The following is a 25,510-nucleotide window of genomic DNA, read 5'->3' as shown; positions in this document are numbered from 1 at the left end:
TCGAAATCGCTTTCCAGAGTCGGCCTGCCCGAACGGTACGCGTACCTGAGAGATTGGCGGGGAGGCTTGCTCCTTCGGTGCTCGGCGATCGCGCTGCCGAGGCTCTCCCGCCCGGGTGATGGGCCGTTATTGACTTGCGGAGCAAGCATACCGGTCGGTGCGCTCAGCCGACGCAGGATCCGGTCGACACGGTGTTCGTGAGCGCAGGCGCACGATCGGTGACCGGGGTGAGCTCGGCCATCGTCATGGCGTATCCGATGTTCTCGTCGTTCTCGGCGCGCGCGAACACGACCCCCGCGACCTCGCCGTCGCCCGTCAGCAGCGGGCCGCCCGAGTTGCCCGGGCGCACGACGGCCTGCAGCGAATAGATCTCGCGCGGGTTCCACGAGCTGTCGTACACGTCCGGAACGTTCGCGACACCCACCGACTGCACGCTCGCCGGCACCATCGTGAACGGACCGCCGTACGGATAGCCCTGCACGACCGCGGCGGCGCCCGCCGCGAGCGTGGGCGAGAACGGCAGGGCGGTGGCGTCGAGGTCGTCCACGGCGATCACCGCGAGGTCGTCGATCGGGTCGAAGTAGACGATGCGCCCCTCTCGTGCCGGCACTCCCGGCAGCTCGACGACGGGCGTGTCGACGCCCGCGACGACGTGGGCGTTGGTGACGACGCGGTCCTCGGCGACGACGAAGCCGGTGCCCGACGATCCGCGTCCGCATGCGTACGCATTCCCCGACACACGGGCGACGGATGCTGCCGCCCGCTGCAGCTCGGGATCGTCCAGGGCGACCGGGGGCGCAGGCTCTGCGGTCCCCGGTCCGAGCAGAAGCCCGAGCCCCGGCAGGCCGTCGTCGAGCACGGCGCCGCGCAGCTGTGCCAGGGCGGCGGCGACGGGGTCGGGGGTGGCGGCCTCGATGCCCCGCAGGATGGCCGAGGATGCCACAGCCGACGAGATGACGGGGATGCCGGCTACCGCGATCGCGGGGGCGACGAGCGCCAGCGCGAGAATCGCCGCGACGACCGAGGCGATGCCGCCGAGGAAGCGCTCGATCCCGCGCAGCTTCAGCCGGTCTGCGCCGGAGCGCAGCGCCGCGCCGATCGCCGCGCCGACCGCCGCGCCGGCGAAGACCAGCCCGAGAGCGGTGAGGAGCACGGCGGGACCGCGCCACACCGGCGACGGCACCCAGGCGCTCACCAGCGGGGTCAGCCAGAAGGCCGCGAAGGCGCCCGCTGCGAGGCCTGCCAGGGTGCCGATGCTGGCGAAGAAGCCGCGCTGGACCCCGGCGACGCAGGCGGCGATGAGAAGGAGGACGACGATCACGTCGACGACGATCATCCTCACCCCTTCCCGACGGGACCCGTCTCGTCAGGCTACGCATCGAGGCTGGGAGAGGACCCCCATCGCCCGCCCGGGCGTGTCGGGAGGACCTGCGTGCACAGGCAGGTCAGCGGCGCTCGGCGGCGAGCTCCCTCCGTACCTCGTCGCGCAGCATCCCCTGGTTCTCGGGATCCGGCGCGGCGCCGAGCAGCGTGCGGGTGTACTCGTGCTGCGGATCGAGGATCACGTCGTCGGCGCGTCCGCGCTCGACGATGTCGCCGCGGTACATCACCAGGATCTCGTCGGAGAAGTGGCGGGCCGTGGCGAGGTCGTGGGTGATGTAGAGCACTCCGAGGTGGTCCTCGCGCTGCAGTTGCGCGAGCAGATTCAGCACGCCGAGGCGGATGGACACGTCGAGCATCGAGACGGGCTCGTCGGCGATGATGAACTGCGCGCCGGGCGCGAGCGCCCGCGCGATCGCCACGCGCTGGCGCTGACCGCCCGACAGCTCGTGCGGACGACGCTCGGCCATCTTGTCGCTCGGCGTGAGGCGCACCCTCTCGAGGAGCTCGAGCACGCGCTGACGCACCTCGTCGCGGCCGATCCCCGGGTTGTGGATCCGCAGCGGACGCTCCAGATGGTGCTCGATCGAGTGGAACGGGTTCAGCGACGCGAACGGGTCCTGAAAGACCATCTGCACGTCGCCGCGATACGCGGCGACGTCGCGGCTGCGCCCGCCGGCGGGTGTGCCATCGAGCAGGATCTGCCCGCTCGTGGGCGTCTCGAGCCGGGCGAGCATCTTCGCGATCGTCGACTTGCCCGACCCGGACTCCCCCACCAGCGCGATGGTGCGCCCGGCTTCGAGCGTGAACGACACGTCCTTCACCGCGTGGAGAGTCGAGAACTTCAGGCCGCTGCGCAGCCGGAAGTCCTTCACCAGGTTCCGTGCCTCGAGCGTGCGCGGCGACCCCGCGACCGGGTCCTGGGCGCTCATGCGGCCCCTCCTTCTGCTGAGGCCGCGCCCAGCGTCGCCGAGATGGGCTGATGGCCGGTGCGCACGAAGTCGCCCCGGTCGCCGCGCAGGCTCGGGAAGCTCGACAGCAGCTTCTTCGTGTACTCGTGCTGCGGCGTGCGGTAGATGTCGGTCGCGGTGGCGAGCTCGACGATCTCGCCCTGCAGCATCACCGCGATGCGGTCGGAGATCTCGATCAGCATGGGCAGGTCGTGCGTGATGAAGATGACGGCGAACCCGAGCCTCTCGCGCAGGCGCATGATCTCGCGGATGATGCCGCGCTGCACCACGACGTCGAGGGCCGTGGTCGGCTCGTCCATGATCATGACCTGCGGGTCGAGCGCGAGTGCCATCGCGATCATGACGCGCTGTCGCATGCCTCCCGACAGCTCGTGCGGGAAGCTCGTCAGTCGCTTCGGGTCGACGCCCACGAGCTCGAGGAGCTCTTCGCTGCGCTGCTGCTTCTGCCGCTTGGACATCTCGGGCCGGTGCGTCGCGAACACATCGAACAGCTGCGCCCGGACGTTGATGACCGGATTGAGCGAGTTCATCGCGCCCTGGAACACCATCGACACCTTGTCCCACCGGAACCGGCGCAGCTCCTCGTCGGCGAGGCCGACGACGTCGATGTCTTCGCCCGACCGGTCGTGGAAAACGACGTCGCCCGCCGTCATCAGCGCCGGCGGCTTGAGCAGCCGATTGATGCCGTACGCGAGGGTCGACTTGCCGCACCCGGACTCGCCGGCGAGTCCCAGGATCTCGCCGCGGTGGAGCGTGAGCGACACGTCGCGCACTGCTTTGACCGGCGGATCGACCTCATACTCGATCGAGACGTTGCGCACGGTGAGGACGGCGTCGTCGTTCATGCCTCGGCTCCGTTCGGGACGTGGACCGACTCGACACCCCGGCCGGCGCGCTTGGCCTGGCGCACGCGCCGGGCGTTCTCGGGGGCGAGCCGCAGCTTCGGGTTGATGATCTCGTCGATCGAGAAGTTGATGAGCGACAGGCCCGCGCCGAGGAGCGCGATCATGAGGCCCGGCGGCACGAACCACCACCAGGCGCCGGTGCCGAGCGCCTGGCCGGTCTGCGCGTCGTTGAGCATCGTGCCCCACGTGATCGAGCCGGTCGGCCCGAGCCCGAGGTAGGAGAGGCCCGCCTCGCCGAGGATCGCGAAGATGATCGCGAAGAGGAACTGGGCCGCCAGCAGCGGCAGCAGGTTCGGGAGGATCTCGACGCGGATGATGCGCGCCGTCTTCTCCCCCGCGACCCGGCTGGCCGCCACGTAGTCTCGCGACCGCAGCGAGCGAGCCTGCGCTCTCAGAACGACCGCTGACCCCGCCCACCCCGTGATTCCGAGGACGAGGGCCACCAGCATCCAACTTCTCCCGGGGATGTAGGTGGCGATCACCATCACCAACGGGAGACCCGGGATGACGAGCATGATGTTCGTGAAGAGCGACAGGATCTCGTCCCACCAGCCGCCCTTGTAGCCGGCGAGGATGCCGAACACGATCGACAGGATCAGGGCGATGAGGCCGGCGACGATGCCCACCATGAGGGAGCCGCGCGTGCCCCAGGCGAGCTGGGCGAGCACGTCGTAGCCGAGCTTGGTCGTGCCGAGCCAGTGCTCCGCGCTCGGCGGCGACAGCGCCGGGTTGTCGGAGTCGGTCGGGTCCTGGCAGAACAGCGGCCCGAGGATGCCGAAGAGGGTGATGCCGATGACGATGGCGAGGCCGAGCGCGAGCTTCAGCGACATCCTCGGCAGCAGCTGGCGGAAGCCGCGGCGCGCGGCGCGCGCCTCGTCGCGCGCCGCCTCGACGTCGGCGTCGACGGGCGGCGACATCATCGCGCCCGGTGCGATGAGGGCGGGGTCGATCGTGCGGTCCGACAGCGTCTCGGGGACGCTCTCGAGATCGGTCGACGTGTCGGTCACTTCGAGCCTCTCAGACATTGTGGCGCGCCCTCGGGTCGATGTATCCGTAGACGATGTCCATGATGAAGTTCGCCGCGAGCACCGCGATCGTGATCACCAGGAAGACACCCTGCATCAGCGCGTAGTCGCTGTTCTGCACGGACTGGATCATGAGCTTGCCGATGCCGGGATAGGTGAACACCTGCTCCATGACGATGGAGCCGGCCACGACGAAGCCGAGCGAGATGCCGAACCCGGCGATCGACGGGATCGCGGCGTTGCGGGTCGCGTAGGTGCGCAGGATTCGCACGGGCTTGAGACCCTTGGCCTCGGCCGTGACGATGTAGTCCTCGGAGACCGTGGACACCATCATGTTGCGCATGCCGAGGAGCCATCCGCCGACCGAGCTCAGCACGATCGTGAGCGCGGGAAGGAACCCGTGGTACACGGCGCTCCCGATGAAGGCCCAGCTCCACTCCGGGCCCTCGGGGAAGGCCCACACGTCGTAGCCGCCGAAGATCGGGAACCAGCCCAGTGCGACGGAGAAGATCGCAACGAGCACGAGGGCGAGCCAGAAGTAGGGAATGGACTGCAGCACCGTCGTGAACGGCACCAGGTGGTCGACCCATGTGCCCCGGCGCCAGCCCACCCAGGCACCGATGCCGACGCCCAGGACGAAGGAGATGACGGTGGCGAGACCCACCAGGATCACCGTCCATGGCAGGGCCGCGGCAATGAGATCCGTCACCGGGGCCGGATACTTCGTGATGGAGACGCCCAGGTCTCCCTGGAGCATCCGGCCCCAGTACGCGACGTACTGGTCCCACATCGACGACGTGTCGCCGCCGAGGAGGGTCTTGATGTTGCGGACCGTGGTCTCGCTGAGTTCCCCGCCGGCGCGCTGCATCTTCGCGAGGAGGATGTCGGCGGGGTCGCCGGGCAGAAGCCTCGGCAGGAGGAAATTGAGGGAGATCGTCGCCCAGAGTGTCACCACATAGAACGCGATCCGCCGCGCATAGAACTTCATCGCAGCCTGCTCCTCCGTGCCGCGGCTTCTGCCCGGTCGCGCATTACTTCACCGGCTCCAGGTGCTGGAGGACGTAGCCGGACGCCACCGAGCCCCAGGCCGGCGGGAACGCGTACAGGTCGTCCTCGGTCGGCCAGCCCGTGAAGTCCTTCGTGTTGAAGAACGTCTGGGTGGCGTTGATCACCAGCGGGATGTACGGCAGGTCGCGCACGATCTCGGTCTGCAGGGCGGCGTACGCCTCCTGCTTGGCGGCCTCGTCGTTCGTGGCGGCGGCCGCGGCGACGGCCTCGTTCACGACGGAGTTGTCGTACCGGCTGAAGTTCCAGCGGCCGGCGGGAACCTCTTCACCGACCTGCGAGGTCGACTCACCGGCGAACCAGTCCTTGTAGATCTGGAACGGGTCGGCGACCGAGGTGCCGATGACGCCGCCCATGATCAGCTGGTACTGCCCGGTCTGACGTGCGTCCGAGAACTCCTGCCACTGCACCGTCGAGGCGTTGACCTTGAGGCCTGCCTCCGCCGCCTGCTCGCTGATGAGCTTGGCCGCGTCATTGTAGTCCGTCCACCCGTCGACCGAGATGAGGCTCAGCTCGATCGGGGCGCCGTCCTTGCCGTAGAAGCCGTCGCCGCCCTTGGTGTAGCCGGCGGCCTCGAGGATCTCACCGGCGGCCGCGGCGTCGGGCGACTGCGGGCTGACCTCGTTGGCAGGGTCGGCGACCCACTTCTGGTCGCGCGGCAGCAGGGCGAAGGTCGGCGAGATGTCGCCGGTCAGGCCGACGAACGCCTTCTCCTTGATGGTGCCGCGGTCGATCGCGACGTTGAGCGCCTGGCGCACCGCCACGTCGGTCTGCGGGCCCGTGCAGCCGAGCTCGGCGTTCGAGCAGGTGTAGAGCACGGTCGGGTCCTGCGGCGTGTTCAGCATGCTGATCACGCCGTTCGAGGTCACCGAGTCGGGGTTCGGCACGAACATGCCGGTCCAGTCGAGTTCGCCCGCGGTGAGCAGGTCCTGCGCGGACTGGTTGGCGTCGATGCCGATGTACTGCACCTTCTTGATCGCCGGCACCCCCTCCTCGCGGAAGTTCTCGTTCGCGACGACGGTGTAGGACGCGTCCGTCACCTTGTCGACGACGTACGGGCCGGTGCCCACCGGCTCCTCGTCGGTGAAGGTCGTGTAGTCATCGACCTCCGACCAGATGTGCTCGGGCAGCATCCAGGTGGTGCCGAGGATCTGGAACTCGTTCGTGAACTGCGGCGTCTCGTACGTCAGGACGAGCGTGGTGTCGTCGGGCGCCTCGGCCGAGATGAGGCCGTCACGGTGGTTCGGCTCGTAGTTGAACGTGAACGCGGCGTCCTCGGCGGTGAAGTCCTCACCGTCGTTCCACTTGACGCCGTCCTTGAGGCTCACCGTGATGACGGTGCCGTCCTCGTTGTACTCGAAGCTCTCGCCGAGCATGGGCTCGGGCGCGTCGTCGGCGGTCTTGTTGTAGAAGAACAGCGGCTCGTAGACCGGGCCGAGCGCGGCGTGCAGCACGCTCGGCGAGAAGGGGTTGAAGTTCGCCTCGATCGGAGTCTGGCTTCCCGCCCAGACCCGCAGCGTGCGTCCTTCGGAATCGCCGCTGTCGTTGCCGCCGCCACTGGCGCAGCCCGACAGGCCGAGACCGAGGATCGTGGCCCCGGCGACGGCGATGAGCGCCGCTCGGCGCTTCGCGTTTCGAATCATCGTTGGTTCTTTCTCTCGTGCGGCTTTGCAGGGAGGAGGAGTGCGCGGGCACCCGGTGCATCCATTAAGTACTGGGTCTTAACAAATGTTTGAACGTAAACCTAACAAACATTCCCCTGCTCCCGCATCCTCTGAATGAGCTGTGTACGTCACGTCTTGGCAACGGTTCGGGCGAGGACGTGCAGTACGGCGGGTGTTACGGCGGGGGTTTGGCTTCTGGTCAGAGTGACACTATGATCGCTCTTGAGAGTTAGAGTCACCATGACCAGAACAGCATCCGAACCCCTGTCCCCCGGCGCCGCGACCGAGTCCGACGCGACGCGGGTCGCGGTGTCGACCGTGATCTTCACGCTGCGTCGCCTCCCCGGCAGCGACGCCGTGCAGGTGGTGCTCCCGCTGGTGCGGCGCACGCGCGATCCGCACGAGGGCCAGTGGGCACTGCCCGGAGGATGGCTCGACGTCACGGAGGGACTGGATGCCGCGGCATCCCGCACGCTCGCAGAGACGACCGGCCTCGCACCCAGCTACCTGGAGCAGCTGTACGCGTTCGGCGCTGTGGATCGCTCCCCGACACGCGTCGTCTCGATCGTGTACTGGGCCCTCCTGCGCGCCGACGAGATCACCGACACCGTCGAGAACGTCCAGTGGTTCGACGCGGCCGAGCTCCCCCGGCTCGCGTTCGATCACAACGAGATCGTCGACTATGCGCTCTGGCGCCTGCGAAACAAGGTCGGCTACAGCCGCATCGCCCATGGCCTCCTCGCCGACGAGTTCACGCTCGCCGACCTGCGCGAGGTCTACGAGGCGGTCCTCGGTCGGCGCCTCGATCCGGCGAACTTCCGCCGTCAGGTCGAGAACTCCGGCACCCTCATCCCCACCGACCGCTTCCGCACCGGAAGCCACCGCCCCGCGCGGCTCTACCGCTACAACCAGGACGTCGAGCTCGCCGACCGCGGCCCGCTCGACGCCCGCCACTGATCCCCCGAACGGAGCACCCGACATGCCTGCCGTGAACATCACCCTCCAGCCCCGCCCCGAACTGGATGCCTCGGTCGACCACGCCATCCAGGCGATCGTCGCGGGCGCCGTCGTCGGCGAGACCTGCAACACCGATCTCGCCGCCGGGCCCTGGGACTTCGACGCGCGCCCCGGCTACGGCCCCGGCTCGTCGATGGGCGACGTCATCCCCACCGGGTCGCCGCGCCAGGGCGAGCTTCCCCGCGAGTACCGCGAGGCGTCCGAGGCCGAGCTCGACGAGCGCATCCGCGCCGCGAAGGCGACTCTCGGCGATCGCGCCGTCGTGCTCGGGCACTTCTACCAGCGCGAAGAGGTCGTGGTCCACGCCGACTACGTGGGCGACTCGTTCCAGCTCGCGAACGCGGCGCTGGAGCACCCCGACGCCGAGGCCATCGTGTTCTGCGGCGTCCACTTCATGGCCGAGACCGCCGATCTGCTGTCGCGTCCCGAGCAGGCCGTGATCCTCCCGAATCTCGCCGCCGGCTGCTCGATGGCCGACATGGCCGACATCGATCAGGTCGAGGAGTGCTGGGAGCAGCTCGCCGAGGTCTACGGCGACATGGACGCGACGGATGCCGACGGCCTTGTGCCCGTCATCCCCGTGACGTATATGAACTCCTCGGCCGCCATCAAGGGCTTCGTCGGACGCCACGGCGGCATCGTGTGCACGTCGTCGAACGCGCGGACGGTGCTCGAGTGGGCGTTCCAGCGGGGGCGCCGCGTGCTGTTCTTCCCCGACCAGCACCTCGGCCGCAACACCGCCAAGGCGATGGGCGTGCCGCTCGAGCAGATGCCGATGTGGAATCCGCGCAAGCCCCTGGGCGGAGCATCCGCAGACCAGCTCGCCGATGCCCGCGTCATCCTCTGGCACGGCTTCTGCTCGGTGCACCGCCGCTTCTCGGTCGACCAGATCGACAAGGCCCGCGCCGAGCACCCCGGTGTGCGCGTCATCGTCCACCCCGAGTGCCCGATGGAGGTCGTGGACGCCGCCGACGAGGCCGGCTCGACGGATTACATCCGCAAGGCGATCGAGGCCGCGACCGAGCCGACGACGTTCGCGATCGGCACCGAGGTCAACCTCGTGCAGCGCCTGGCCGCCGACTACCCGCAGCACACGATCTTCTGTCTCGACCCGGTCGTGTGCCCCTGCTCGACGATGTACCGCATCCACCCCGGCTACCTCGCGTGGGTGCTCGAGGGGCTCGTCGCGGGTGAGGTGCGCAACCGCATCACTGTGCCGGCTTCCGTCGCGGATCCGGCACGGGTGGCGCTGGAGCGGATGCTGGCGGCCAAGCCCCCGGCAGCACCCGCGGCCGCGTGGGAGAACGCCTCATGACGGCGCACGGAACCGAAGGCGCGCCCAGCGCCATCGTGGTCGGCTCGGGCATCGCGGGCCTCCTCACCGCCCTGCACGCCGTCGAGCACGGCTGCCGCGTCACGCTCGTGACGAAGGACGTGCTCGAGCACGCCAACACCCGCTTCGCGCAGGGCGGGATCGCGGGTGTGATGTTCGACGACGACCGCGCCGACGACCACGTGCGCGACACGCTGGTCGCGGGCGCCGGTCTCAGCGATCCGGCCGCGGTGCGCGTGCTCGTCGACGAGGGCCCCGCGCGGATCCGTGAGCTCATCGCGCTCGGCGTCGCGTTCGACCGCGACGACAGCGGCGGTTTCGTGAAGGGGCTCGAGGCCGCGCACTCCTACCCGCGCATCCTCCACGCCGGCGGCGACGCCACCGGCACGGCCATCGAGAAGGCGCTCGTCGCACGGCTCCGCGCCAGCGACGTCGCGGTGGTCGAGCACGCATTCCTCGTCGACCTCGTCGTGACGGACGGTCGCGTCAGCGGCGTCGAGCTCATCGTCGGAGAGACGGATGCTGCCTCCGGCCGCCGCGAGACCATCGAGGCCGACGCGGTCGTGCTCGCCACGGGCGGCGCCGGCGAGCTGTACGCGCACTCCACCAACCCCGAGGTGGCCACCGGAGACGGGATCGCCGCAGCCATCCGTGCCGGCGCGGAGGTCGCCGACCTCGAGTTCTTCCAGTTCCACCCGACGGTGCTGGAAGGCAGGGCTGACGCCGCCGGGCCGGCGGCGCGTGACTCGTTCCTGGTATCGGAGGCCGTGCGCGGCGAGGGCGCTACCCTCGTCGACGAGCACGGCCGCCGGTTCGCGTTCGACGCGCACCCCGATGGCGAACTGGCCCCCCGCGACGTCGTCGCGCGCGCGATCGCACGGCAGATGGAGACGCAGAGCGGCCGCCCCGTGTTCCTGGACGCGACGCACATCCACTCCGAGGACGCCGACGAGCGCGCGGCCTTCCTCGCACGCCGTTTCCCCACCATCGACCGCGCGGTGCGCGAGCGGGGTCTCGACTGGGCGCGCGAGCCGATCCCGGTGACGCCGGCCGCGCACTACCTGATGGGCGGCGTCCGCACCGATCTGTTCGGCCGCACCACCCTGCCCGGCCTCTACGCCGTGGGCGAGGTCGCGCGCACCGGAGTGCACGGCGCGAACCGCTTGGCGTCGAACTCGCTGCTGGAGGGCGCCGTGTTCGGCGCACGTGCGGGTGACGTCATCGCCGACGACGCGGCATCCGATTCCTGGCCGTCCGACCCTCTCACTCGTCCTGCTCCGCAGTCACGAAATGCAGTGGTGGAGGCGACCGACTCGCACTTCGCGACTGCGGAACACGGGGACGGGCGCGTCGAGGCGCCGGCGTTCTCGCGGCCGGCGCTGCAGGAGCTGCTCTGGGACGATGCCGGACTCGTGCGGGATGAAGGAGGCCTCGGGCACGCGGCATCCGTCATCTCGACCTGGCGCGCGCAGCAGCGCACCCCGGTCACCGAGCACGACTTCGAGGACGAGAACCTGCTGCTCGTCGCCGAGCACCTCGTCGCCGCCGCCCTCGCGCGCCGGGAGTCGGTCGGCGCGCACTTCCGCTCCGACGGGACGCCCGCCGAGGCTCCCGCACACCTCGCGGCGGTTCGCGGCGCGAACGCCGACCCGCACTCCCCCTCCACGCACCTCTCGAAGGAGCCCGTCGCATGCTGAGCCGCGCCGTGATCGACCGTGCCGTCGCCGCCGCCCTCGAAGAGGACGCGCCGTGGGGCGATCTCACCAGCGAAGCGCTCATCCCCGAGAACGCGGTCGCCCGCGCCGATCTCGTCGCGCGCGAACGCGGCGTGTTCTCGGGTGGCGAGGTGTTCGAGGCGGCATTCCGGCTCACCGACCCGTCGATCGACGTCGAGCTCGTCGTGGAGGACGGCGAGTGGTTCGAACCCGGCGCCGTGCTGGCGGTCGTCACCGGTCCGGCGCGCGGGGTGCTCACGGCCGAGCGGATCGGCCTCAACTTCGTGCAGCGGATGTCGGGCATCGCGACCCTCACCGGGACCTATGTGGCCGAGGTCGCGCACACCGGCACGCGGATCGCCGACACGCGCAAGACGACGCCGGGGCTCCGCGCGTTCGAGCGCAAGGCGGTGCGCGACGGCGGGGGACGCAACCACCGCCACTCCCTGTCGGACGCGGTCATGGCGAAGGACAACCACCTCGCGGTCCTCGCGCAGAAGGGTGTCTCGCCGACAGCCGCCCTGCTCGCCGCGAAGGACCTCCTCCCCCACACGACCCACATCGAGGTCGAGGTCGACCGGCTCGAGCAGATCGAACCCGTGCTCGCCGCCGGCATCGGCACGATCATGCTCGACAACTTCTCCCTCGACGACCTCCGCACGGGCGTCGCCCAGGTCGCGGGCAGGGCGACGGTCGAGGCGTCCGGCGGGGTGTCGCTGGAAACCGTGCGCGCGATCGCCGAGACCGGCGTCGACGTCATCTCGGTCGGCGCGCTCACCCACTCTGCGCGCGCCCTCGATCTCGGGCTCGACGTGCGCATCGACGCCGCCTGATCCCACCCGGAGCATCCGATGAGCATGCTGTACCTCGACAACGCCGCGACCACGCCGGTGCGCCCCGAGGTGCTCGAGGCGATGATGCCGTACCTGACCCGCTGGTACGGCAACGCGTCGAGCCACCACACCGTGGGCGAGGCGGCGGCCGACGCCCTGGCAGACGCCCGGGCGCGCGTGGCGAGGGTGCTCGGACTGCGTGCCGGTGACGTGGTCTTCACGTCCGGCGGCACGGAGGCGAACAATCTCGCGATCAAGGGCATCGCGATCGCCGCGGCCCAGCGTCGCGACGACCGTCGCGCGCACGTCGTCACCACGCCGATCGAGCACGAGTCGGTGCTCGAGTCGGTCGATTATCTCGAGCGCGTACACGGCGTCACGGCGACGCGCGTGCCCGTCGACGACCACGCGCGCGTGTCGGCGGATGCCGTCGCCGAGAGCCTCCGCGACGACACGGTGCTGGTGAGCATCGGGTACGCCAACAACGAGGTGGGGACCGTGCAGGATGCCGCGGGCCTGGCCGCCGTCGCCCGGGAGCGGCGCGTCCCGCTGCACCTGGACGGCGTCCAGGCGGCGGGCTGGCTCACGCTGTCGGCCGACGAGCTCGGGTACGACGCGATCTCGCTCGCCGGACACAAGCTCGGCGCGCCGAAGGGCACGGGCGCGCTGGGCGTCCGCGGCAGGATCCCGCTGGAGCCCCTCATGCACGGCGGCGGTCAGGAGCGCGGCCGTCGCAGCGGCACCGAGGATGTCGCCGGCGCCGTGGGTTTCGCGACCGCGCTGGAGCTCGCCGAAGCCGAACGGGTCGAGGCGTCCGCTCGCGTGTCGGCCATCCGCGATCGCTTCATCGCCCGCGTGCTTCAACGGATCCCGTCGGCGCGTCTCACGGGCGACCCGGTGCACCGGCTGGCGGGCACGGCGAGCTTCACCTTCGCCGGGACGAGCGGCGAGGCCGTGCTGCTCGAGCTCGAGCGCCGCGGAGTCGTGTCGTCGAGCGGCTCGGCGTGCGCGGCGGGCAGCGACGAGCCCTCCCACGTGCTGCTGGCGATGGGCATCGCCCCGGAGGTCGCGCAGACCGCGGTGCGCTTCACCTTCCCGCGCTGGCTGAACGCGCCGCTGGATGCCGTCGCCGACGCGGTCGAGGCATCCGTCGCCGCCGTCAGCGGTTCGCCGCACTGACACAGAATCGGATCCGCACCTGCGGACGCGGACACGACACGCCGTGAACCGCAGCGCCGCTTGCGGTGTGTCGTCGCCGCGATCCGATCCTGCGGATCCGATTCTGCAGTCAGGTGTCATACCCGCGCCCGGCGGCGCCCGGCCCTCCTGGGCGCCCGTAGGATCGGGACGTGACCCCCGCCGTGACCGTCATCGTCCCGGGCTACGACGTGGCTCTCTATGCTGCCGAGGCGCTCGACTCCCTCCGTGCGCAGACACGCGAAGACTGGGTCGCGATCCTCGTCGACGACGCATCGAGCGATGAGACGGGTGCGCTGTTCGACGCCGCCGCCGCGGCCGACGACCGGTTCCAGGTCGTCCACCATCGCGCGCAGAGCGGGCTCGGCGCCGCGCGCAACTCCGCGCTCGACCTCGTCCGCACCCCGTTCGTGGGGTTCCTCGACGCCGACGACCGCCTCACGCCGACCGCGCTCGAGCGGCTCGTCGGCACGGTCGCCGGCAGCGGCAGCGACTTCGCACTCGGCGCCTATGTGCGCCTGCGCCCCGACAGCGCCGGCGGGTACGAGGCCGGCAGCGTGCAGCCCTGGGTCGCTGCGGCGACGGATCCCGCACGCGTCGGCGTCACCCTCGACCAGCACCCCGAGGCATCCGGCAACATCGTCGCGTGGTCGAAGGTGAGCCGGACCGATCTGTGGCGGCGCACCGGTCTGCGCTTCCCCGAGGGCAAGGCCTACGAGGACCAGATCGTCGCGCAGCAGATGTACACGCGCGCCCGCGCGTTCGACGTCATCCCCGACGTCGTCGTCGAGTGGCGCGAGCGGGCCGACGGCTCCTCCATCACTCAGCACAAGGGCGAGCTCCCCGTGCTCCGCGACTACCTCGAGGCGCTCGCCGGAGGCATCGCGGTGCTGGATGCTGCGGGCCAGCCGCGGGCCGCGGCATCCCGTGTCCGACTCATCCTCGCGATGGACCTGCCGCCCCTCGTCGACCTCGCCCGCGATCACGTCGACGACGCCTACCGTCGGGCGCTCGGCGCGTTCGCACGGAAGCTGGGATCGCGCGCGGACGGTGTCGCGCTGTCCGAGCCGGCCGCGACGGCGCTGGCCGCCGCGCGGCTCTGGTGACGACGCCACCCCCGCCTGCCGTGCGGGAGCTCAGTCCTCGCGCCACTCCGGGTCACCGACGCTGCCGCGACCGGCGGCCATCACCTCTTCCGAGGTGAAGACGGGCGCGTCGGGCGGGCTGTCGGCGCGCCGCTCGGGATGGTCGGCGGGCGCCTCGGCGTCCTCCGCCTCGAGGATCCTCGTCGTCGCGAGCTGCTGAGCCGCGAGTTCGGCATAGAGCCCGCCCTCCGCGAGCAGCGAGGCGTGCGTCCCGGACTCGACGATGCGCCCGGCCTCGACGACGTGGATCACGTCGGCCGCGATCACCGTGGACAGGCGGTGCGCGATCGACAGGGTCGTGCGGCCTCGCGCCGCCGCATCCAGCGCCTCCTGCACGACGCGCTCCGACACGGTGTCAAGGGCCGACGTCGCCTCGTCGAGGAGCAGCACGGGCGGGTCCTTCAGGAGCACCCGCGCGATGGCGATCCGCTGCTTCTCCCCGCCCGAGAGTCGATAGCCGCGCTCGCCGACGACGGTGTCGTAGCCCTTCTCGAAACGCTCGATCACGTGATGGATGTTCGCGGCTCGGCACGCCGCCTCGACCTCGGCATCCGTCGCGTCCGGCTTCGCGTATCGCAGGTTCTCGCGGATCGTGGCGTGGAACAGGTAGGTCTCCTGCGAGACGATGCCCACGTTGTCGATGATCGACTCCTGCGTGAGGCGCCGCACGTCCTCACCGGCGAACAGGACGGAGCCGCCGGATGCCTCGTACAGCCGCGGCGTCAGGTACAGCACGGTCGTCTTGCCCGCGCCGGAAGGCCCGACGAACGCGACGTGCTGACCGGGCTCGGCCGTGAACGACACGCCCTGCAGCGTCGCGCGGGTGTCGGGCGCGGCATCCGGATAGCGGAACTCCACCTCGCGGAACTCGATGCGCCCGAGCGGGCCGGGGGCGTCGGCGACGTCGACAGCGTCGGGGGCGTCGCGGATGGCCGGCACGAGATCGAGGTACTCGAAGATGCGGGCGAACAGCGCCGACGAGGTCTGCAGGTCGAGCGAGACGCGCATGAGCCCCATGAGGGGCATGAGCAGTCGCGCCTGCACCGTGGTGAACGCGACGATGGTGCCCGCCGTGATCGCGTCGGTGCCGCCGCCGATGAGATAGCCCGACACCAGGTAGATGATCGCGGGGACGCTCGCCATGATGACCTGGACGACGGCGAAGAAGCCCTGGCCGCTCATCGCGCGCCGCACCTGCAGCCGCACCTGGTTGACGTTCTCGTCGGCGTAGCGCGTCGACTCGGTGCGCTGGCGGTTGAACGACTTCGACAGCAGGATGCCCGAGACGCTCAGCGTCTCCTGTGTGATGGCGGTCAGCTCCGACAGCGACTCCTGCGTCTCGCCCGCGATGCGCGCCCGCACCTGGCCGACGCGGCGCTGCACCAGGATGAGGAACGGCATGAGCACGACGGCGATGATCGTGAGCCGCCAGTCGATGAGGATCATCGCGACGAGGGAGGCGACGACGGTGACGGTGTTGCCGAGGATGCTCGTCACGGTGTTCGTGAGCACCCCCGAGACGCCCCCCACGTCGTTCTGGAGGCGCGATTGGATGACGCCGGTCTTGGTGCGCGTGAAGAAGCCGAGCTCCATCGACTGCAGGTGGTCGAACAGCTTCACCCGGAGGTCGCCGGTGACGCGGTTGCCGACGGTGGAGGTGAGCCACGTCTGCACGACGCCGACGACTGCGGACAGCAGGAAGAGCGCGATCATCGCGAGCACGAGCTTCCACAACAGTGAGAGGTCGGGGGGCGACCCGTCGACCGGGAACAGCGCGTCATCGAACACCCGCTGCACGAGCAGCGGGGGTATGACCGCGATGCCGGCGCCCGCGACGACGAGCACACCGGTGATGGCGATCGACCATTTGTATGGACGGAAGAGGGCGACCACCCGCCGCCCGAGGTTCGGGATCTGGGGCGCCTCGGCGTTCGCGCGCCGCTGGGCCTCGGTGTCGACCGGGCGGAAGCCGGGGTGTCCGCCCCCGCCCCCACCGCCGCGCATGCTCACGTGGCCAGCCTAACCAGCGCCGCCGACGCTAGGCTCGTGCCATGACCTCGACCCCCGACCTCCCCGAGCACGACGGCAGCGACCTCGCGGAGCTCCGCGAAGAGATCGACGCCCTCCAGGCCATCCCGCACGAGGAGATCGTGAACCCCCTCCCGAAGAACCTCGGGGAGCGCGAGCCCGAGGCCGAGCCGACCGACGCGATCGGCTCAGAGAAGTGGGACGACGCGGAGCCCGAGCGCTCCGACAGCTGACCCTCGGGTCGCCTCCTCGCCGACATCCGTTCCCCGAAGCGGGAATGGGATGTCGGAAGCCGTGGTTATCCTGAAGGCTTGCCATCCTCGGGTGGTATTTCGCTGCCCATCCGAGCCCTCGAGGAGACGACCTATGGCCGCCATCGAAACGAACCCCGGAACCGGCAGCATCCCCGCCGCTGCGGGCACTGCCGGCGCCCTCCCCACGCTGCGCCCCGAAGAGAGCCGTGTCATCTGGCTGCTCCTCGGCGCCGCCTTCGTCGCAATCCTCAACGAGACGACGATGGGCGTCGCGATCCCGCACCTCATCACCGACCTCGGCATCACGGCGCTCGCCGCGCAGTGGCTGACGACCGCGTTCATGCTGACGATGGCCGTGATCATCCCGATCACCGGCTTCCTGCTGCGCCGCTTCACGACGCGCACGATGTTCGTCGCGGCGATGGGGCTGTTCTCCCTCGGCACGCTCATCGCGTTCCTGTCGCCGGGCTTCCCCATGCTGCTCGTCGCCCGCGTGGTGCAGGCGTCCGGCACCGCGATCATGATGCCGCTGCTCATGACGACGCTCATGACGGTCGTGCCCGCGGCCATCCGCGGCCGCATGATGGGGCGCGTCAGCATCGTGATGTCGCTCGCCCCGGCGATCGGCCCGACGCTGGCCGGTGCCATCCTCAACAACTTCGAGTGGCGCTGGATCTTCGGCATCGTGCTGCCGATCGCCATCGTGGCGCTCGTCGTCGGCGCGCGCTGGATCCACAACCTCGGCGAGACGACGCGTGCTCCGATCGACGTCCTGTCGGTCATCCTGTCGGCCCTCGGCTTCGGCGGTCTCGTCTTCGGCCTCAGCCAGCTGGGCGGGGGCGGGCACGGCAGCGGGGCGGATGCCGCGGCCGCGAGCGCAGCGTCGACCACGACGCTGATCGTCTCGCTGGCGGTCGGCGTCGTCGCGCTCGGCCTCTTCGGCTGGCGTCAGGTCGTGCTGCAGCGCAAGGACGACGCGCTGCTCGACCTGCGCGTGTTCCAGAGCGCCAACTTCTCGCTGTCGATCGGCCAGATGGCGATCATGTCGATGGCCTTCTTCGGCGCGATCACCGTCGTCCCGCTCTACCTGCAGGACGTGCTGGGCGTCGACCCGCTCACGACGGGTCTGGTGGTGCTGCCGGGCGCCCTCGCGATGGGCCTCGCCGGTCCGTTCATCGGTCGCATCTACGACCGCTGGGGCACGACGGTGCTGCTCGTTCCGGGCGCCGTCATCACGACCGCGATGCTGTGGTTCTACACGACGTTCGGCACCGAGACGCCGGTGTGGCTGATCGCCGTGGCGCAGACCGTGCTCTCGGTCGGCCTCGCGCTCTCGTTCACGCCGCTGTTCACGGCGTCGCTCGGCTCGCTCCAGCCGCGGTTCTACTCCTACGGATCCGCGGTCGTCGGAACCGTGCAGCAGGTCGCGGGCGCCGCGGGCATCGCGCTGATGTTCGGCGTCATGGCGGCGGCCACGTCGGCCGCGACGACGTCGGGTGCCGACGCCCTCGCCGCCGGCGCGGCCGGCACACATGCCGCGTTCTTGACGGCGGCGTTCCTGTCGCTGCCGCTCCTGGTCGGCGCGTTCCTCATCCGCAAGCCGGTCGACGCCCCGATGGGCGCCCCCGCCGGTCACTGACCGACGTATCACCCGGATGCCCCACCCCTCGACAAGGGGTGGGGCATCCGCGATTCTGGATGCGCCCGAAAGCCGACGGGAGACAGCACCATGATCGTGAGCACTCCGGACCTCGACGGAGCCACCGGCCATGTCGCAGAGATGTACGACGGCGATCTCCGCAGCGACGGGTTCGTCTTCGGGCACACGCGCGCGATGGCGATCAACCCCGAGGCCCATGCGGCCTTCGAGACGCTGATCCGGAGCATCGTCCCGTCGATCGGCCTGCGCAACTACGAACTCGCCACGCTCGGCGCCGCGCGCGCGATCGGGTCGGATCACTGCCTCCTCGCACACGGCCGAAAGAGCCTGCGTGCGGGCCTCCTCGATGAGGACGAGCTCGCCCGGCTTGCGCGCGAGGGCGCAGACGCCGGCCTCGACGAGACGGACATGGCAGTGGTCGCGTACGCCGAGAAGCTCTCGACGGATGCCGCGACCATGACCGACGCTGACACACAGCGCCTCCGCGATCTCGGGTTCACCGATCGGCAGATCGTCGACATCACGCTCGCCGCCGCCGTGCGCAACTACTTCAGCCGGGCGCTGCTGGCCGTGGCGGTGCCCGTCGACGACGTGCCCGGCCTCAGCCCCGCGCTGGTCGCCGCCCTGCTCGCGCCGGCGCAGGCCGCACGCGGCGACGTCAGTGGTGGATGACGGCCTTCAAGAGGATGAGCACTCCGCCGAAAGCGGCGGTGATGAGCGCGCTCAGGATGCGGGGAAGCCAGTGCGTGCTCCAGCGCGCGACGGCGATCCAGCCCAGTGCGCCGAGCATGACGGTGTTGACGATGAGCGCCACCCAGAGCGCGGTGGTGTCTTCGATGACGCGCGTCGCGCCGAGCAGCAGGATGATCAGCGGCGGAACGGACGCGAGGAGCATGCCGCCCGATTGACGAGCGGAGGCGCGGAGGCTTGCGCGGAGTCCGGCATGACCGTCGGTGGCGGCCAGGCGGCCCAAGGTGCCGGCGAACACGTGAGCGGCGAAGAACACGATCACCGTGACGGCGACAGTCGCGAGGGCCTCCCACGCCGTCCCCCGGGCCGAGACGACGATCATGCCCGACACGAGGATCAGTCCGTAGATCGCCTCCTCCGACATGAGGATGCGGCCGACCCGCGGAGTGATGTGGAGCTGTTCGTCGGTCATCGCCGGGGCGTCGTGGTGTGAACCGCGGGCTGGTCAGTCGATGCTGCAGCTGCCGCCGCCGCAGCACGAACCTGCGGACTCGACCACCGTGAGGAGGTTCTTCTCGTCGGCGACGGGGGCGAGGGTGATCGGGGCGGGCTGCTGCGAAGTCGTCATAGCGACCATGCTACCCAGGGGAACGGCGACGTCGGCCGCCCGCGTCGCGGTGGGCGCCGACTCAGAGCGGCATTCCCTTGTTCTGGCACGTCGGGCAGTACTGCGCCGAGGTACCGGAGAACGTGAGATCGCGGATGGTGTCGCCGCACACCGGGCAGGCTTCGCCCGTGCGCCCGTGCACGCGCATCGCCGCCACCTTGTGCGCCTTCAGCTGGTCGATGGGGACGCCGAGGCGGGCATCTATCGCACCGCGCACGGTCGTCAGCGTCGCGTCGAACAGCCGGTCCGCTTCGGCGTCGTCGAGCGCGGCGGCGTGGGTCACGGGTGACACCCTGGCGAGGTGGAGGATCTCGTCGGAGTAGGCGTTGCCGATGCCGGCGAGCGACTCCTGCTCCTGCAGGATGGCCTTGATCTGCTTGCGCCGACCGCCCAGCGCGCTGTCGAACTGGTCGCGCGTGAAGGCCGCGTCGGCGGGATCGGGCCCGAGCTTCGCGATCGCGGGAACGTCAGCAGCGTCGCCGACGACGAACAGTCCGAGCGACACCCAGCTGCCGGCATCCGTCACCTCCAGACCGCGGTCGCCCGACAGCTCGAAGTTCGCCAGAGCGGGCGGCGCGTCCACCGAGAGCGGGGCGGGTTCGTCATCGGGTGCGGCATCCAGCCACCGCATCCATCCGTGCCGCCCCAGCGAGACGACCAGGCTCGCCTCGTCGAGCAAGAGCTCCACGTGCTTGCCGTGGCGCCGGGCGCCGGTGATCGTGCGTCCGATGATGCTCGCCGGCGGCGTGGCACGCGTCTTGACCGTCCGGAACTCGAGCACATCGACTCCGCGGACCTCTCGCCCGGACGCCTCGTCAGCGAGGAACCGCGCGAGAGCCTCGACCTCCGGCGACTCAGGCATGGCCCCATCCTGCCACCGGGCTCCGACACCCGGGCCGTGGCGCACGCCTACCGCGGATGCATCCTGAAGGGACGGGCTCTCGGCCGCTTGGCGTGGACGATGGTCGCGGAGAGCGCGCCGGTCTGTCAGCGCGGAAGAGGCGCGAGTCTCGCGGTGATCTGGTCGATGGCCTCGCCGATCGAGCCGAATTCGCAGACTCCCGCAGCGCCTGTCACCCACAGCAGGTACACGCGATCGTCCTTGCACTCGAGGTAGGCCACCACGCGGTGCGGGTCGGTGGCTGCGAGCGACGGATCGCATGCCACCCATGCCCCCGAGCCCACCCACTGCAATTCCGGGCGACGGGCCTGAACGGCGGGAATCGATGTGTCGAGCATGTCGGCCTCCCCTGTGTGACTGTCCGCGCATCGTCGCGCGGCAGAGTCAAAGATCCTCGGACTGGGCGCGGCGGCGAAAGGGGTTGACGGCGAGCACGCGATCTGCGTAGCGACGAGCGCGCCCGGGGCGACCTAGGCTGAATCCGATGCGGGAGTTCATCGGAGGCGTGGGTCTGCTGGGCCGTGGCTTCGCACAATGGCGGCAGAGGCCGGGGCTCATGGCGCTCGGCCTCGTGCCCGCCGCGATCGTCGGCCTGCTGTTCCTCGGCGGGCTCATCGCACTCAGCGCCTCGCTGCCGGCGCTCACCGAGGCGATGACACCGTTCGCCGACGGCTGGCCGGGTGTCTGGGCGACCGTCTTCCGCATCGCGGTCGGCACTGCGCTCCTCGGTGCCGCCCTGGTGCTCGTGGCCGTGACGTTCACGGCACTCACGCTGCTGGTGGGCGAGCCGTTCTACGAGCGGATCTGGAGGGCGGTCGAGGCAGACGCCGGAAGCCCCCAGATCGAGGGCGACTATGGGTTCTGGCGCTCGGTCGCGGACGGGCTGTCGCTCATCGCGCGCGGCGTCGGCATCGCGCTGGTCGCCGCGCTGATCGGCTTCGTCCCGGTGATCGGCGCCGTCGTGAGCACCGTCTTCGCGGTGCTCTTCACCGGATGGCTGATCGCCGACGAGTTGAGCTCCCGCGCGCTGACCGCCCGCGGGCTGACGAGGCGCGACCGCAAGAAGCTGTTGCGCCGCAGACGCTTGCGCGTGCTGGGCTTCGGAGTCGCGACGCAGCTGTGCTTCCTGGTGCCGCTCGGCGCCGTGGCCACGATGCCGGCAGCCGTGGCAGGAGCGACGGTTCTCGCGCGGTCGCTGCTCGACCCCACCCCTTCGACGGCGCGCTCCCGGGCGTGATCCGAACCCCGGCGACGCGGCATCCGAGTCAGTGAGTCCCGTCGCGATCCGGTGCCACCTCGAGGAGGTGCGGGATCGCGCGGTCGATCATCGTCATGGTCGCCGTCAATGAGATCCGGAAGTGCTGCGGCTGCTCGAACAGCGACCCGGGCATGACGTACACGCCCCGCTCCTCGAGGGAATCGCAGAACGCCTGGGCGTCACCGGCCGGCGCCCGGCCCCACAGGTAGAAGGTGCCCTCGGGCCGCGTGACCTCGTAGCCGGCGTCGGTCAGCGCGCCGTACATCCGATCGCGCTTGCGTGCCAGCTCGGCCATGTCGAGCGACAGACCCTCGAGTTCGGGCACCGAGTACTGCATGACCGCATCGGGGAATCCCCAGCCGATGGCCAGTCCCAGCGGGAACAGCCCGGCGCGCAGCTCTTCCCGCTCCGCCGTCGGGACCAGGGGCGACAGCGCGAGGTAGCCGAGCCGCGCCCCGGGGGCGAGCAGCACCTTGCCGTAGCTGTAGTCGATCACCGTCCACGGGTAGGAGGCGGCGGGGCTCGTGAACGCGATGCCGTCGAAGCGGATGCGGCGGTACGGCTCGTCCGACAGCAGCCAGATGCGGCGTCCCTGGGCACGCGACGCCTTCTCGAGCACCGCGGCGAGCGCCTCCCATGTCGATGGCGGGTAGACGCGACCGGTGGGGTTCGCGGGCGAGTTGACGACGACGATCCTCGTGCGAGGGGTGATCGCGCGCGCGATCGCGTCGACATCGAGGTCGAATGTCTCGGGGGCGAGGTCCACGCCGACCGGGACGAGGTCCGCGGCGTGCATCATCGGCGCGTAGCAGAACCAGCCGGGCACCGGGATCACCACCTCGTCCCCCGCATCGGCCAGCAGAGCGAACGCGAGCGAGATCGCACCGAAGGCGCCCTGCGTCATGGCGATGTCTTCGGGTTCGAAGTCCAGTCCCAGCTCTCCCGACAGCGCGCCGGCCACGACCTCCTGCGCGGAACGCTCACTGCTCTTGTACGCGAACCAGTCGACGGTCCGCGGCTCGGCGTTCCTGCGAATGGCCGCCGGGAGGCCGGGCAGCGCCATCTCGTGCGGGTTGCCGAACGCGAAGACCAGTGCGTCCGGGTCGGACGCGACGACCTGCATGCGGGAGAAGTAGGAGCCGACGACATCCACCGCCGCCTTCGCCGCCTTCGCCCGTGTCGACATCGCCATGGCAGTCACCTCTCGCCCCCAGTGCCGATCCGTGATCCCGCCCAGGATCCCAACAGACGCGTGGCGCGTCAATCGCCTCCGCGATCGGCACGCGTCACAGGCGTTCCCCAACCGCGCGGTGCTACCTTCGCTCGGGCGCGACAAGTGGAGGACGGATGATCGACGACCCTGAGCTGGGGCTCGTACTCGGAGGTGGTGGCGCCTTCGGCGCCGCGCACGTCGGTGTGCTGCAGGTCCTCGCCGAGCGAGGCATCCGTCCCGGCATCGCGACCGGAACGAGTTCGGGCGCCCTCGTCGCGGCGGCCTACGCCGCCGGTCTGGAGGCGCACGCCATCGAGCGCGCCGCACGAGCGTTCCGCTGGAGCGCGATCGCACGCTGGTCTCTGACGCCGCGGTGGGGTCTGCTCGACACCACCGCGATCGTCGACGCCGTCCCCCGTGCCCTCGGCGAGGACCCGCACATCGAGCACCTGCCCCGCCGCTTCGCCGCGTACGCCACCGATCTGCGCACGCGCCGCGGAATCATCCTCGACGAGGGACCGCTGAGCGCCGCCCTCCGCGCGACTGTCGCGGTGCCGGGCCTTCTCCCCCCGATCCGCCGCGGCGATGCACTGCTCGCGGACGGCGGGATGATCGACAACGTGCCGGTCGCCGCGGCGCGCGCCCTCGGCGCCACCCGTGTGATCGTGGTGCGGCTGCACGCGAAGTGGGAGAACGTGCGCATGATGCGCACCGTCACCCGCACCGCGGATCTCGTCGCCGACCCGTCGGTCGTGCTGGTCCAGCCCGAGATGGAGGGGATGGCGCAGTGGCGGATGACCGACGTGCCGCGCCTCATCGCGGAGGGGCGCCGCGCGGCGACGGCCGCGTTGGATGCTGCGGCCCAGCGCAACGCGTCACTCCGGTGGGGTGCGGCGGTCGTGGCCGAGTAGTCGCGCGGCCGCGCCTCTACATCCGCGCGTAGCGGGCGCGGGCGAAGCAGAAGACGCCGTAGATGATCAGTCCCGCGGCGACCACCCACAGGATGACCGGCCCGAGCGGCAGCCCCGCCAAGGTGTGCAGGGCGCCATCCAGTCCACCCGCCGCTTGGGGATCGTGTGTGAACGCGGCGACCGCGAACAGCGCGCCCGTCACCGCCACGGCGATGCCCTTCGCGACATAGCCGACCACGCCGAACGTCACGATGCCCTTTCGCGCAACCCCGGCGGGGAGGTCGAGGCGCTTCTCGAAGGCGCGGGTGAAACCGCGCACGATGAAAGCGATGCCGATGGCGAGCACGATGAGCCCGATCAGGATGAGCACGAACAGGCCGCCGGAGCTGGCCATCAGCTGCGCGCTCAGGGATTGCGAGGACTGCGAGGAGTCCGAGCTTCCGCCGAGCGCGTAGACGAGCGCGGTGAACGCGATGGCGAGGTAGGCGACCGCGGTGCCGATGTACTTGACGCGGTATCCCCACTTCTTCTTGGCGTCGGGATCCCGCTCCAGGAATGCCTCGGCGACCTGCCAGACGGCGAGCGCCGTGAGCCCCAGTACGATCGCCCACAGGAGGAGCACTCCCGCAGGGGTGTCGCGGATCTTCTCCATGGCACCGCCCTGGTCCGCCTCACCCGCACCGCCGGTGGCGACGGATACGGCGATGGCGCCGATCACGATGTGCACGATGCCGAGCACGACGTAGCCGATGCGGGCGATCGTCCGGAAGACGGGTGAGTCGGTGGCGGCCCGCGCCGCACTTTTCGCAGTGGTCATTCGCGAAGCGTATCTCCGGCGCGTCTGCGGGGAACAGGGCTTGCACTCGGGCGGGGAATCGTGCTCACCCACCGGGCGGCGAGGACCGCCTGGCGCGCCGGACCCGATAGGCCTGGGCGGCGCTCCACACGAGGCACGCCACGGCGATGCCCTCCAGCAGCCCCGCAAGCACGTCGCTCGCCCAGTGGGCATGCAGGTAGGTGCGGCTCCACATCATCCAGGCGACCCAGATCACTCCGAGCGTCCAGACGTACCAGCGGCGCAGCAGCAGTCCGAGCGTCACGGCGATGGTCGTCGCCACAGCGGTGTGACCGGACGGGAACGAGGTGGCCACGCTCTCGGCGAGCGAATCCGACGGCCGCACCCGCGCGATGATCGCGGCCATCGGGGCACCGATCGCCGTCACGGTCACGATGGCCACCGCGAGGGTCGCGGCATCCCACCACCGCCGCCGCCAGAGGAAGATCGCGATGATGAGGATCCCGACCACAGGCGCACCCACCACGCCGCCGATGACGGAGGGCACCCAGGCGATCACCAGCCCCACGTCGGTCAAGCCCGCGAGCATGGCATCGTCCCACCAGATGTCGACGGCGAGCGGATCGTGCCCGCCCAGCGCCACCGCGAAGCGCAGCATCACGAAGAGCACGGTGGCCACCACGCCGACCACCAGGACGGTCGCACGGTGGGGGTCGGGATGCGCAAGAGGCTCATCGGATGTCGCCGCGAGCGGCGCGCCACCGGCCTGGGGTTCCTCGTTCTCGCCCACGCGCCCATTGTGCGTGCGGAGCAGTCTTCGCCGCGCCCTCTTGCCGTGCACGGTCCCGGTGTCGTATGGGCCATTGACGAGCCGCACGCGCA

General features: G+C 70.4%; 25 protein-coding genes and 1 riboswitch. Of the genes, 11 read left to right on the top strand and 14 right to left on the bottom strand.

Annotated features, from left to right (window positions below):
- Window positions 1–23: 23 nt before the first annotated feature.
- Window positions 24–120, bottom strand: a riboswitch (glycine riboswitch).
- Between the two features lie 43 nt (window positions 121–163).
- The 6 genes from Q9R33_RS06945 to Q9R33_RS06920 all read right to left on the bottom strand — a co-directional run bounded on the left by Q9R33_RS06945 (window position 164) and on the right by Q9R33_RS06920 (window position 6,989).
- Complete coding sequence (locus Q9R33_RS06945) at window positions 164–1,336, bottom strand: MarP family serine protease (protein ID WP_311293241.1); 1,173 nt, start codon at window positions 1,334–1,336, stop codon at window positions 164–166.
- A gap of 109 nt (window positions 1,337–1,445) precedes the next feature.
- Window positions 1,446–2,312, bottom strand: a complete 867-nt coding sequence (locus Q9R33_RS06940; protein WP_311293240.1) for an ATP-binding cassette domain-containing protein — start codon at window positions 2,310–2,312, stop codon at window positions 1,446–1,448.
- Entirely contained in the window at window positions 2,309–3,196 is an 888-nt protein-coding gene (locus tag Q9R33_RS06935) for an ABC transporter ATP-binding protein (RefSeq protein ID WP_311293239.1), read from the bottom strand. The genes Q9R33_RS06940 and Q9R33_RS06935 overlap by 4 nt, the downstream gene beginning before the upstream one ends.
- Complete coding sequence (locus Q9R33_RS06930; protein WP_396654071.1) at window positions 3,193–4,176, bottom strand: ABC transporter permease; 984 nt, start codon at window positions 4,174–4,176, stop codon at window positions 3,193–3,195. Before Q9R33_RS06930 ends, Q9R33_RS06935 begins: the two co-directional genes overlap by 4 nt.
- A 97-nt stretch (window positions 4,177–4,273) precedes the next feature.
- Window positions 4,274–5,269, bottom strand: coding sequence for an ABC transporter permease (locus Q9R33_RS06925; RefSeq protein WP_311293238.1), 996 nt, complete (start codon window positions 5,267–5,269; stop codon window positions 4,274–4,276).
- 43 nt (window positions 5,270–5,312) lie between these two features.
- On the bottom strand, window positions 5,313–6,989 hold the full coding sequence (locus tag Q9R33_RS06920) for an ABC transporter substrate-binding protein (protein ID WP_311293237.1): 1,677 nt from the start codon (window positions 6,987–6,989) through the stop codon (window positions 5,313–5,315).
- A gap of 261 nt (window positions 6,990–7,250) precedes the next feature.
- Here Q9R33_RS06920 and Q9R33_RS06915 point away from each other — a divergent pair, with 261 nt between their 5' ends.
- The 6 genes from Q9R33_RS06915 (at window position 7,251) to Q9R33_RS06890 (ending at window position 14,211) form a co-directional block, all read left to right on the top strand.
- Window positions 7,251–7,967 carry an NrtR DNA-binding winged helix domain-containing protein gene (locus Q9R33_RS06915; RefSeq protein WP_310246145.1) on the top strand — a complete coding sequence of 239 codons (717 nt, stop codon included), beginning with the start codon at window positions 7,251–7,253 and terminating at the stop codon, window positions 7,965–7,967.
- Between the two features lie 22 nt (window positions 7,968–7,989).
- Window positions 7,990–9,342 (top strand): quinolinate synthase NadA, encoded by a 1,353-nt coding sequence (gene nadA, locus Q9R33_RS06910; protein WP_311293236.1) that lies wholly within the window; start codon window positions 7,990–7,992, stop codon window positions 9,340–9,342.
- Complete coding sequence (nadB, locus tag Q9R33_RS06905) at window positions 9,339–11,057, top strand: L-aspartate oxidase (RefSeq protein ID WP_311293235.1); 1,719 nt, start codon at window positions 9,339–9,341, stop codon at window positions 11,055–11,057. The genes nadA and nadB overlap by 4 nt, the downstream gene beginning before the upstream one ends.
- Window positions 11,051–11,908 carry a carboxylating nicotinate-nucleotide diphosphorylase gene (nadC, locus tag Q9R33_RS06900; protein ID WP_056367950.1) on the top strand — a complete coding sequence of 286 codons (858 nt, stop codon included), beginning with the start codon at window positions 11,051–11,053 and terminating at the stop codon, window positions 11,906–11,908. The genes nadB and nadC overlap by 7 nt, the downstream gene beginning before the upstream one ends.
- Window positions 11,909–11,932: 24 nt before the next feature.
- Window positions 11,933–13,087 carry a cysteine desulfurase family protein gene (locus Q9R33_RS06895; RefSeq protein WP_311293268.1) on the top strand — a complete coding sequence of 385 codons (1,155 nt, stop codon included), beginning with the start codon at window positions 11,933–11,935 and terminating at the stop codon, window positions 13,085–13,087.
- 170 nt (window positions 13,088–13,257) lie between these two features.
- On the top strand, window positions 13,258–14,211 hold the full coding sequence (locus Q9R33_RS06890) for a glycosyltransferase family A protein (protein WP_311293234.1): 954 nt from the start codon (window positions 13,258–13,260) through the stop codon (window positions 14,209–14,211).
- Between the two features lie 30 nt (window positions 14,212–14,241).
- On the opposite strand, the gene Q9R33_RS06885 is transcribed toward Q9R33_RS06890, so the two are convergent.
- On the bottom strand, window positions 14,242–16,254 hold the full coding sequence (locus Q9R33_RS06885) for an ABC transporter ATP-binding protein (protein ID WP_056368385.1): 2,013 nt from the start codon (window positions 16,252–16,254) through the stop codon (window positions 14,242–14,244).
- A gap of 47 nt (window positions 16,255–16,301) precedes the next feature.
- Between Q9R33_RS06885 and Q9R33_RS06880 the strand changes: the two genes are divergently transcribed.
- From Q9R33_RS06880 to Q9R33_RS06870, 3 genes are all read left to right on the top strand, one after another.
- Window positions 16,302–16,511: a hypothetical protein gene (locus Q9R33_RS06880; RefSeq protein WP_310246135.1), complete on the top strand. Its 210-nt coding sequence runs from the start codon at window positions 16,302–16,304 to the stop codon at window positions 16,509–16,511.
- Window positions 16,512–16,644: 133 nt separating this feature from the next.
- Window positions 16,645–18,171, top strand: coding sequence for a DHA2 family efflux MFS transporter permease subunit (locus Q9R33_RS06875; RefSeq protein WP_056367955.1), 1,527 nt, complete (start codon window positions 16,645–16,647; stop codon window positions 18,169–18,171).
- A 90-nt stretch (window positions 18,172–18,261) separates the two neighbouring features.
- Window positions 18,262–18,864, top strand: a complete 603-nt coding sequence (locus tag Q9R33_RS06870; protein ID WP_311293233.1) for a carboxymuconolactone decarboxylase family protein — start codon at window positions 18,262–18,264, stop codon at window positions 18,862–18,864.
- Here Q9R33_RS06870 and Q9R33_RS06865 read toward each other — a convergent pair.
- The 4 genes from Q9R33_RS06865 to Q9R33_RS06850 form a co-directional block, all read right to left on the bottom strand.
- Window positions 18,851–19,354, bottom strand: coding sequence for a hypothetical protein (locus Q9R33_RS06865; RefSeq protein WP_056367959.1), 504 nt, complete (start codon window positions 19,352–19,354; stop codon window positions 18,851–18,853). The genes Q9R33_RS06870 and Q9R33_RS06865 overlap by 14 nt on opposite strands.
- A gap of 33 nt (window positions 19,355–19,387) precedes the next feature.
- Window positions 19,388–19,510, bottom strand: a complete 123-nt coding sequence (locus tag Q9R33_RS06860) for a hypothetical protein (RefSeq protein ID WP_268776123.1) — start codon at window positions 19,508–19,510, stop codon at window positions 19,388–19,390.
- A gap of 61 nt (window positions 19,511–19,571) precedes the next feature.
- Window positions 19,572–20,411, bottom strand: a complete 840-nt coding sequence (locus tag Q9R33_RS06855; protein WP_310246128.1) for a DNA-formamidopyrimidine glycosylase family protein — start codon at window positions 20,409–20,411, stop codon at window positions 19,572–19,574.
- A gap of 125 nt (window positions 20,412–20,536) precedes the next feature.
- Window positions 20,537–20,788, bottom strand: coding sequence for a hypothetical protein (locus tag Q9R33_RS06850; protein ID WP_056367963.1), 252 nt, complete (start codon window positions 20,786–20,788; stop codon window positions 20,537–20,539).
- Between the two features lie 146 nt (window positions 20,789–20,934).
- Here Q9R33_RS06850 and Q9R33_RS06845 point away from each other — a divergent pair, with 146 nt between their 5' ends.
- Window positions 20,935–21,687 carry an EI24 domain-containing protein gene (locus tag Q9R33_RS06845; RefSeq protein ID WP_311293231.1) on the top strand — a complete coding sequence of 251 codons (753 nt, stop codon included), beginning with the start codon at window positions 20,935–20,937 and terminating at the stop codon, window positions 21,685–21,687.
- Window positions 21,688–21,715: 28 nt separating this feature from the next.
- Here the strand turns inward: Q9R33_RS06845 and Q9R33_RS06840 are convergent, their stop codons facing one another.
- The gene (locus Q9R33_RS06840) at window positions 21,716–22,900 is read right to left on the bottom strand and encodes an aminotransferase class I/II-fold pyridoxal phosphate-dependent enzyme (RefSeq protein WP_311293230.1); all 1,185 of its coding nucleotides are present in this window, start codon (window positions 22,898–22,900) and stop codon (window positions 21,716–21,718) included.
- Window positions 22,901–23,055: 155 nt separating this feature from the next.
- On the opposite strand from Q9R33_RS06840, the gene Q9R33_RS06835 reads away from it, so the two are divergent.
- Window positions 23,056–23,832 (top strand): patatin-like phospholipase family protein, encoded by a 777-nt coding sequence (locus Q9R33_RS06835; protein ID WP_310246120.1) that lies wholly within the window; start codon window positions 23,056–23,058, stop codon window positions 23,830–23,832.
- Window positions 23,833–23,848: 16 nt separating this feature from the next.
- On the opposite strand, the gene Q9R33_RS06830 is transcribed toward Q9R33_RS06835, so the two are convergent.
- Complete coding sequence (locus Q9R33_RS06830; protein WP_056367968.1) at window positions 23,849–24,649, bottom strand: DUF1206 domain-containing protein; 801 nt, start codon at window positions 24,647–24,649, stop codon at window positions 23,849–23,851.
- Window positions 24,650–24,713: 64 nt separating this feature from the next.
- Window positions 24,714–25,418, bottom strand: coding sequence for a phosphatase PAP2 family protein (locus Q9R33_RS06825; protein ID WP_311293229.1), 705 nt, complete (start codon window positions 25,416–25,418; stop codon window positions 24,714–24,716).
- Between the last annotated feature and the right edge of the window lie 92 nt (window positions 25,419–25,510).

Origin of the sequence: Microbacterium sp. PRC9 (assembly GCF_031844125.1) — a bacterium.
Taxonomy (GTDB): domain Bacteria; phylum Actinomycetota; class Actinomycetes; order Actinomycetales; family Microbacteriaceae; genus Microbacterium.
The sequence above is the reverse complement of the archived record's forward strand: the minus strand, read 5'-3'. Positions and strand labels throughout refer to the sequence as shown.

What these genes read in the sequence shown, in the direction of transcription:
- Q9R33_RS06945 (WP_311293241.1), bottom strand. Translation starts at nt 1,336, where the DNA reads ATGATCGTCGTCGACGTGATCGTCGTCCTCCTTCTCATCGCCGCCTGC.
- Q9R33_RS06940 (WP_311293240.1), bottom strand. Translation starts at nt 2,312, where the DNA reads ATGAGCGCCCAGGACCCGGTCGCGGGGTCGCCGCGCACGCTCGAGGCA.
- Q9R33_RS06935 (WP_311293239.1), bottom strand. Translation starts at nt 3,196, where the DNA reads ATGAACGACGACGCCGTCCTCACCGTGCGCAACGTCTCGATCGAGTAT.
- Q9R33_RS06930 (WP_396654071.1), bottom strand. Translation starts at nt 4,176, where the DNA reads ATGATGTCGCCGCCCGTCGACGCCGACGTCGAGGCGGCGCGCGACGAG.
- Q9R33_RS06925 (WP_311293238.1), bottom strand. Translation starts at nt 5,269, where the DNA reads ATGAAGTTCTATGCGCGGCGGATCGCGTTCTATGTGGTGACACTCTGG.
- Q9R33_RS06920 (WP_311293237.1), bottom strand. Translation starts at nt 6,989, where the DNA reads ATGATTCGAAACGCGAAGCGCCGAGCGGCGCTCATCGCCGTCGCCGGG.
- Q9R33_RS06915 (WP_310246145.1), top strand. Translation starts at nt 7,251, where the DNA reads ATGACCAGAACAGCATCCGAACCCCTGTCCCCCGGCGCCGCGACCGAG.
- nadA (WP_311293236.1), top strand. Translation starts at nt 7,990, where the DNA reads ATGCCTGCCGTGAACATCACCCTCCAGCCCCGCCCCGAACTGGATGCC.
- nadB (WP_311293235.1), top strand. Translation starts at nt 9,339, where the DNA reads ATGACGGCGCACGGAACCGAAGGCGCGCCCAGCGCCATCGTGGTCGGC.
- nadC (WP_056367950.1), top strand. Translation starts at nt 11,051, where the DNA reads ATGCTGAGCCGCGCCGTGATCGACCGTGCCGTCGCCGCCGCCCTCGAA.
- Q9R33_RS06895 (WP_311293268.1), top strand. Translation starts at nt 11,933, where the DNA reads ATGCTGTACCTCGACAACGCCGCGACCACGCCGGTGCGCCCCGAGGTG.
- Q9R33_RS06885 (WP_056368385.1), bottom strand. Translation starts at nt 16,254, where the DNA reads ATGCGCGGCGGTGGGGGCGGGGGCGGACACCCCGGCTTCCGCCCGGTC.
- Q9R33_RS06880 (WP_310246135.1), top strand. Translation starts at nt 16,302, where the DNA reads ATGACCTCGACCCCCGACCTCCCCGAGCACGACGGCAGCGACCTCGCG.
- Q9R33_RS06875 (WP_056367955.1), top strand. Translation starts at nt 16,645, where the DNA reads ATGGCCGCCATCGAAACGAACCCCGGAACCGGCAGCATCCCCGCCGCT.
- Q9R33_RS06870 (WP_311293233.1), top strand. Translation starts at nt 18,262, where the DNA reads ATGATCGTGAGCACTCCGGACCTCGACGGAGCCACCGGCCATGTCGCA.
- Q9R33_RS06865 (WP_056367959.1), bottom strand. Translation starts at nt 19,354, where the DNA reads ATGACCGACGAACAGCTCCACATCACTCCGCGGGTCGGCCGCATCCTC.
- Q9R33_RS06860 (WP_268776123.1), bottom strand. Translation starts at nt 19,510, where the DNA reads ATGACGACTTCGCAGCAGCCCGCCCCGATCACCCTCGCCCCCGTCGCC.
- Q9R33_RS06855 (WP_310246128.1), bottom strand. Translation starts at nt 20,411, where the DNA reads ATGCCTGAGTCGCCGGAGGTCGAGGCTCTCGCGCGGTTCCTCGCTGAC.
- Q9R33_RS06850 (WP_056367963.1), bottom strand. Translation starts at nt 20,788, where the DNA reads ATGCTCGACACATCGATTCCCGCCGTTCAGGCCCGTCGCCCGGAATTG.
- Q9R33_RS06845 (WP_311293231.1), top strand. Translation starts at nt 20,935, where the DNA reads ATGCGGGAGTTCATCGGAGGCGTGGGTCTGCTGGGCCGTGGCTTCGCA.
- Q9R33_RS06840 (WP_311293230.1), bottom strand. Translation starts at nt 22,900, where the DNA reads ATGGCGATGTCGACACGGGCGAAGGCGGCGAAGGCGGCGGTGGATGTC.
- Q9R33_RS06835 (WP_310246120.1), top strand. Translation starts at nt 23,056, where the DNA reads ATGATCGACGACCCTGAGCTGGGGCTCGTACTCGGAGGTGGTGGCGCC.
- Q9R33_RS06830 (WP_056367968.1), bottom strand. Translation starts at nt 24,649, where the DNA reads ATGACCACTGCGAAAAGTGCGGCGCGGGCCGCCACCGACTCACCCGTC.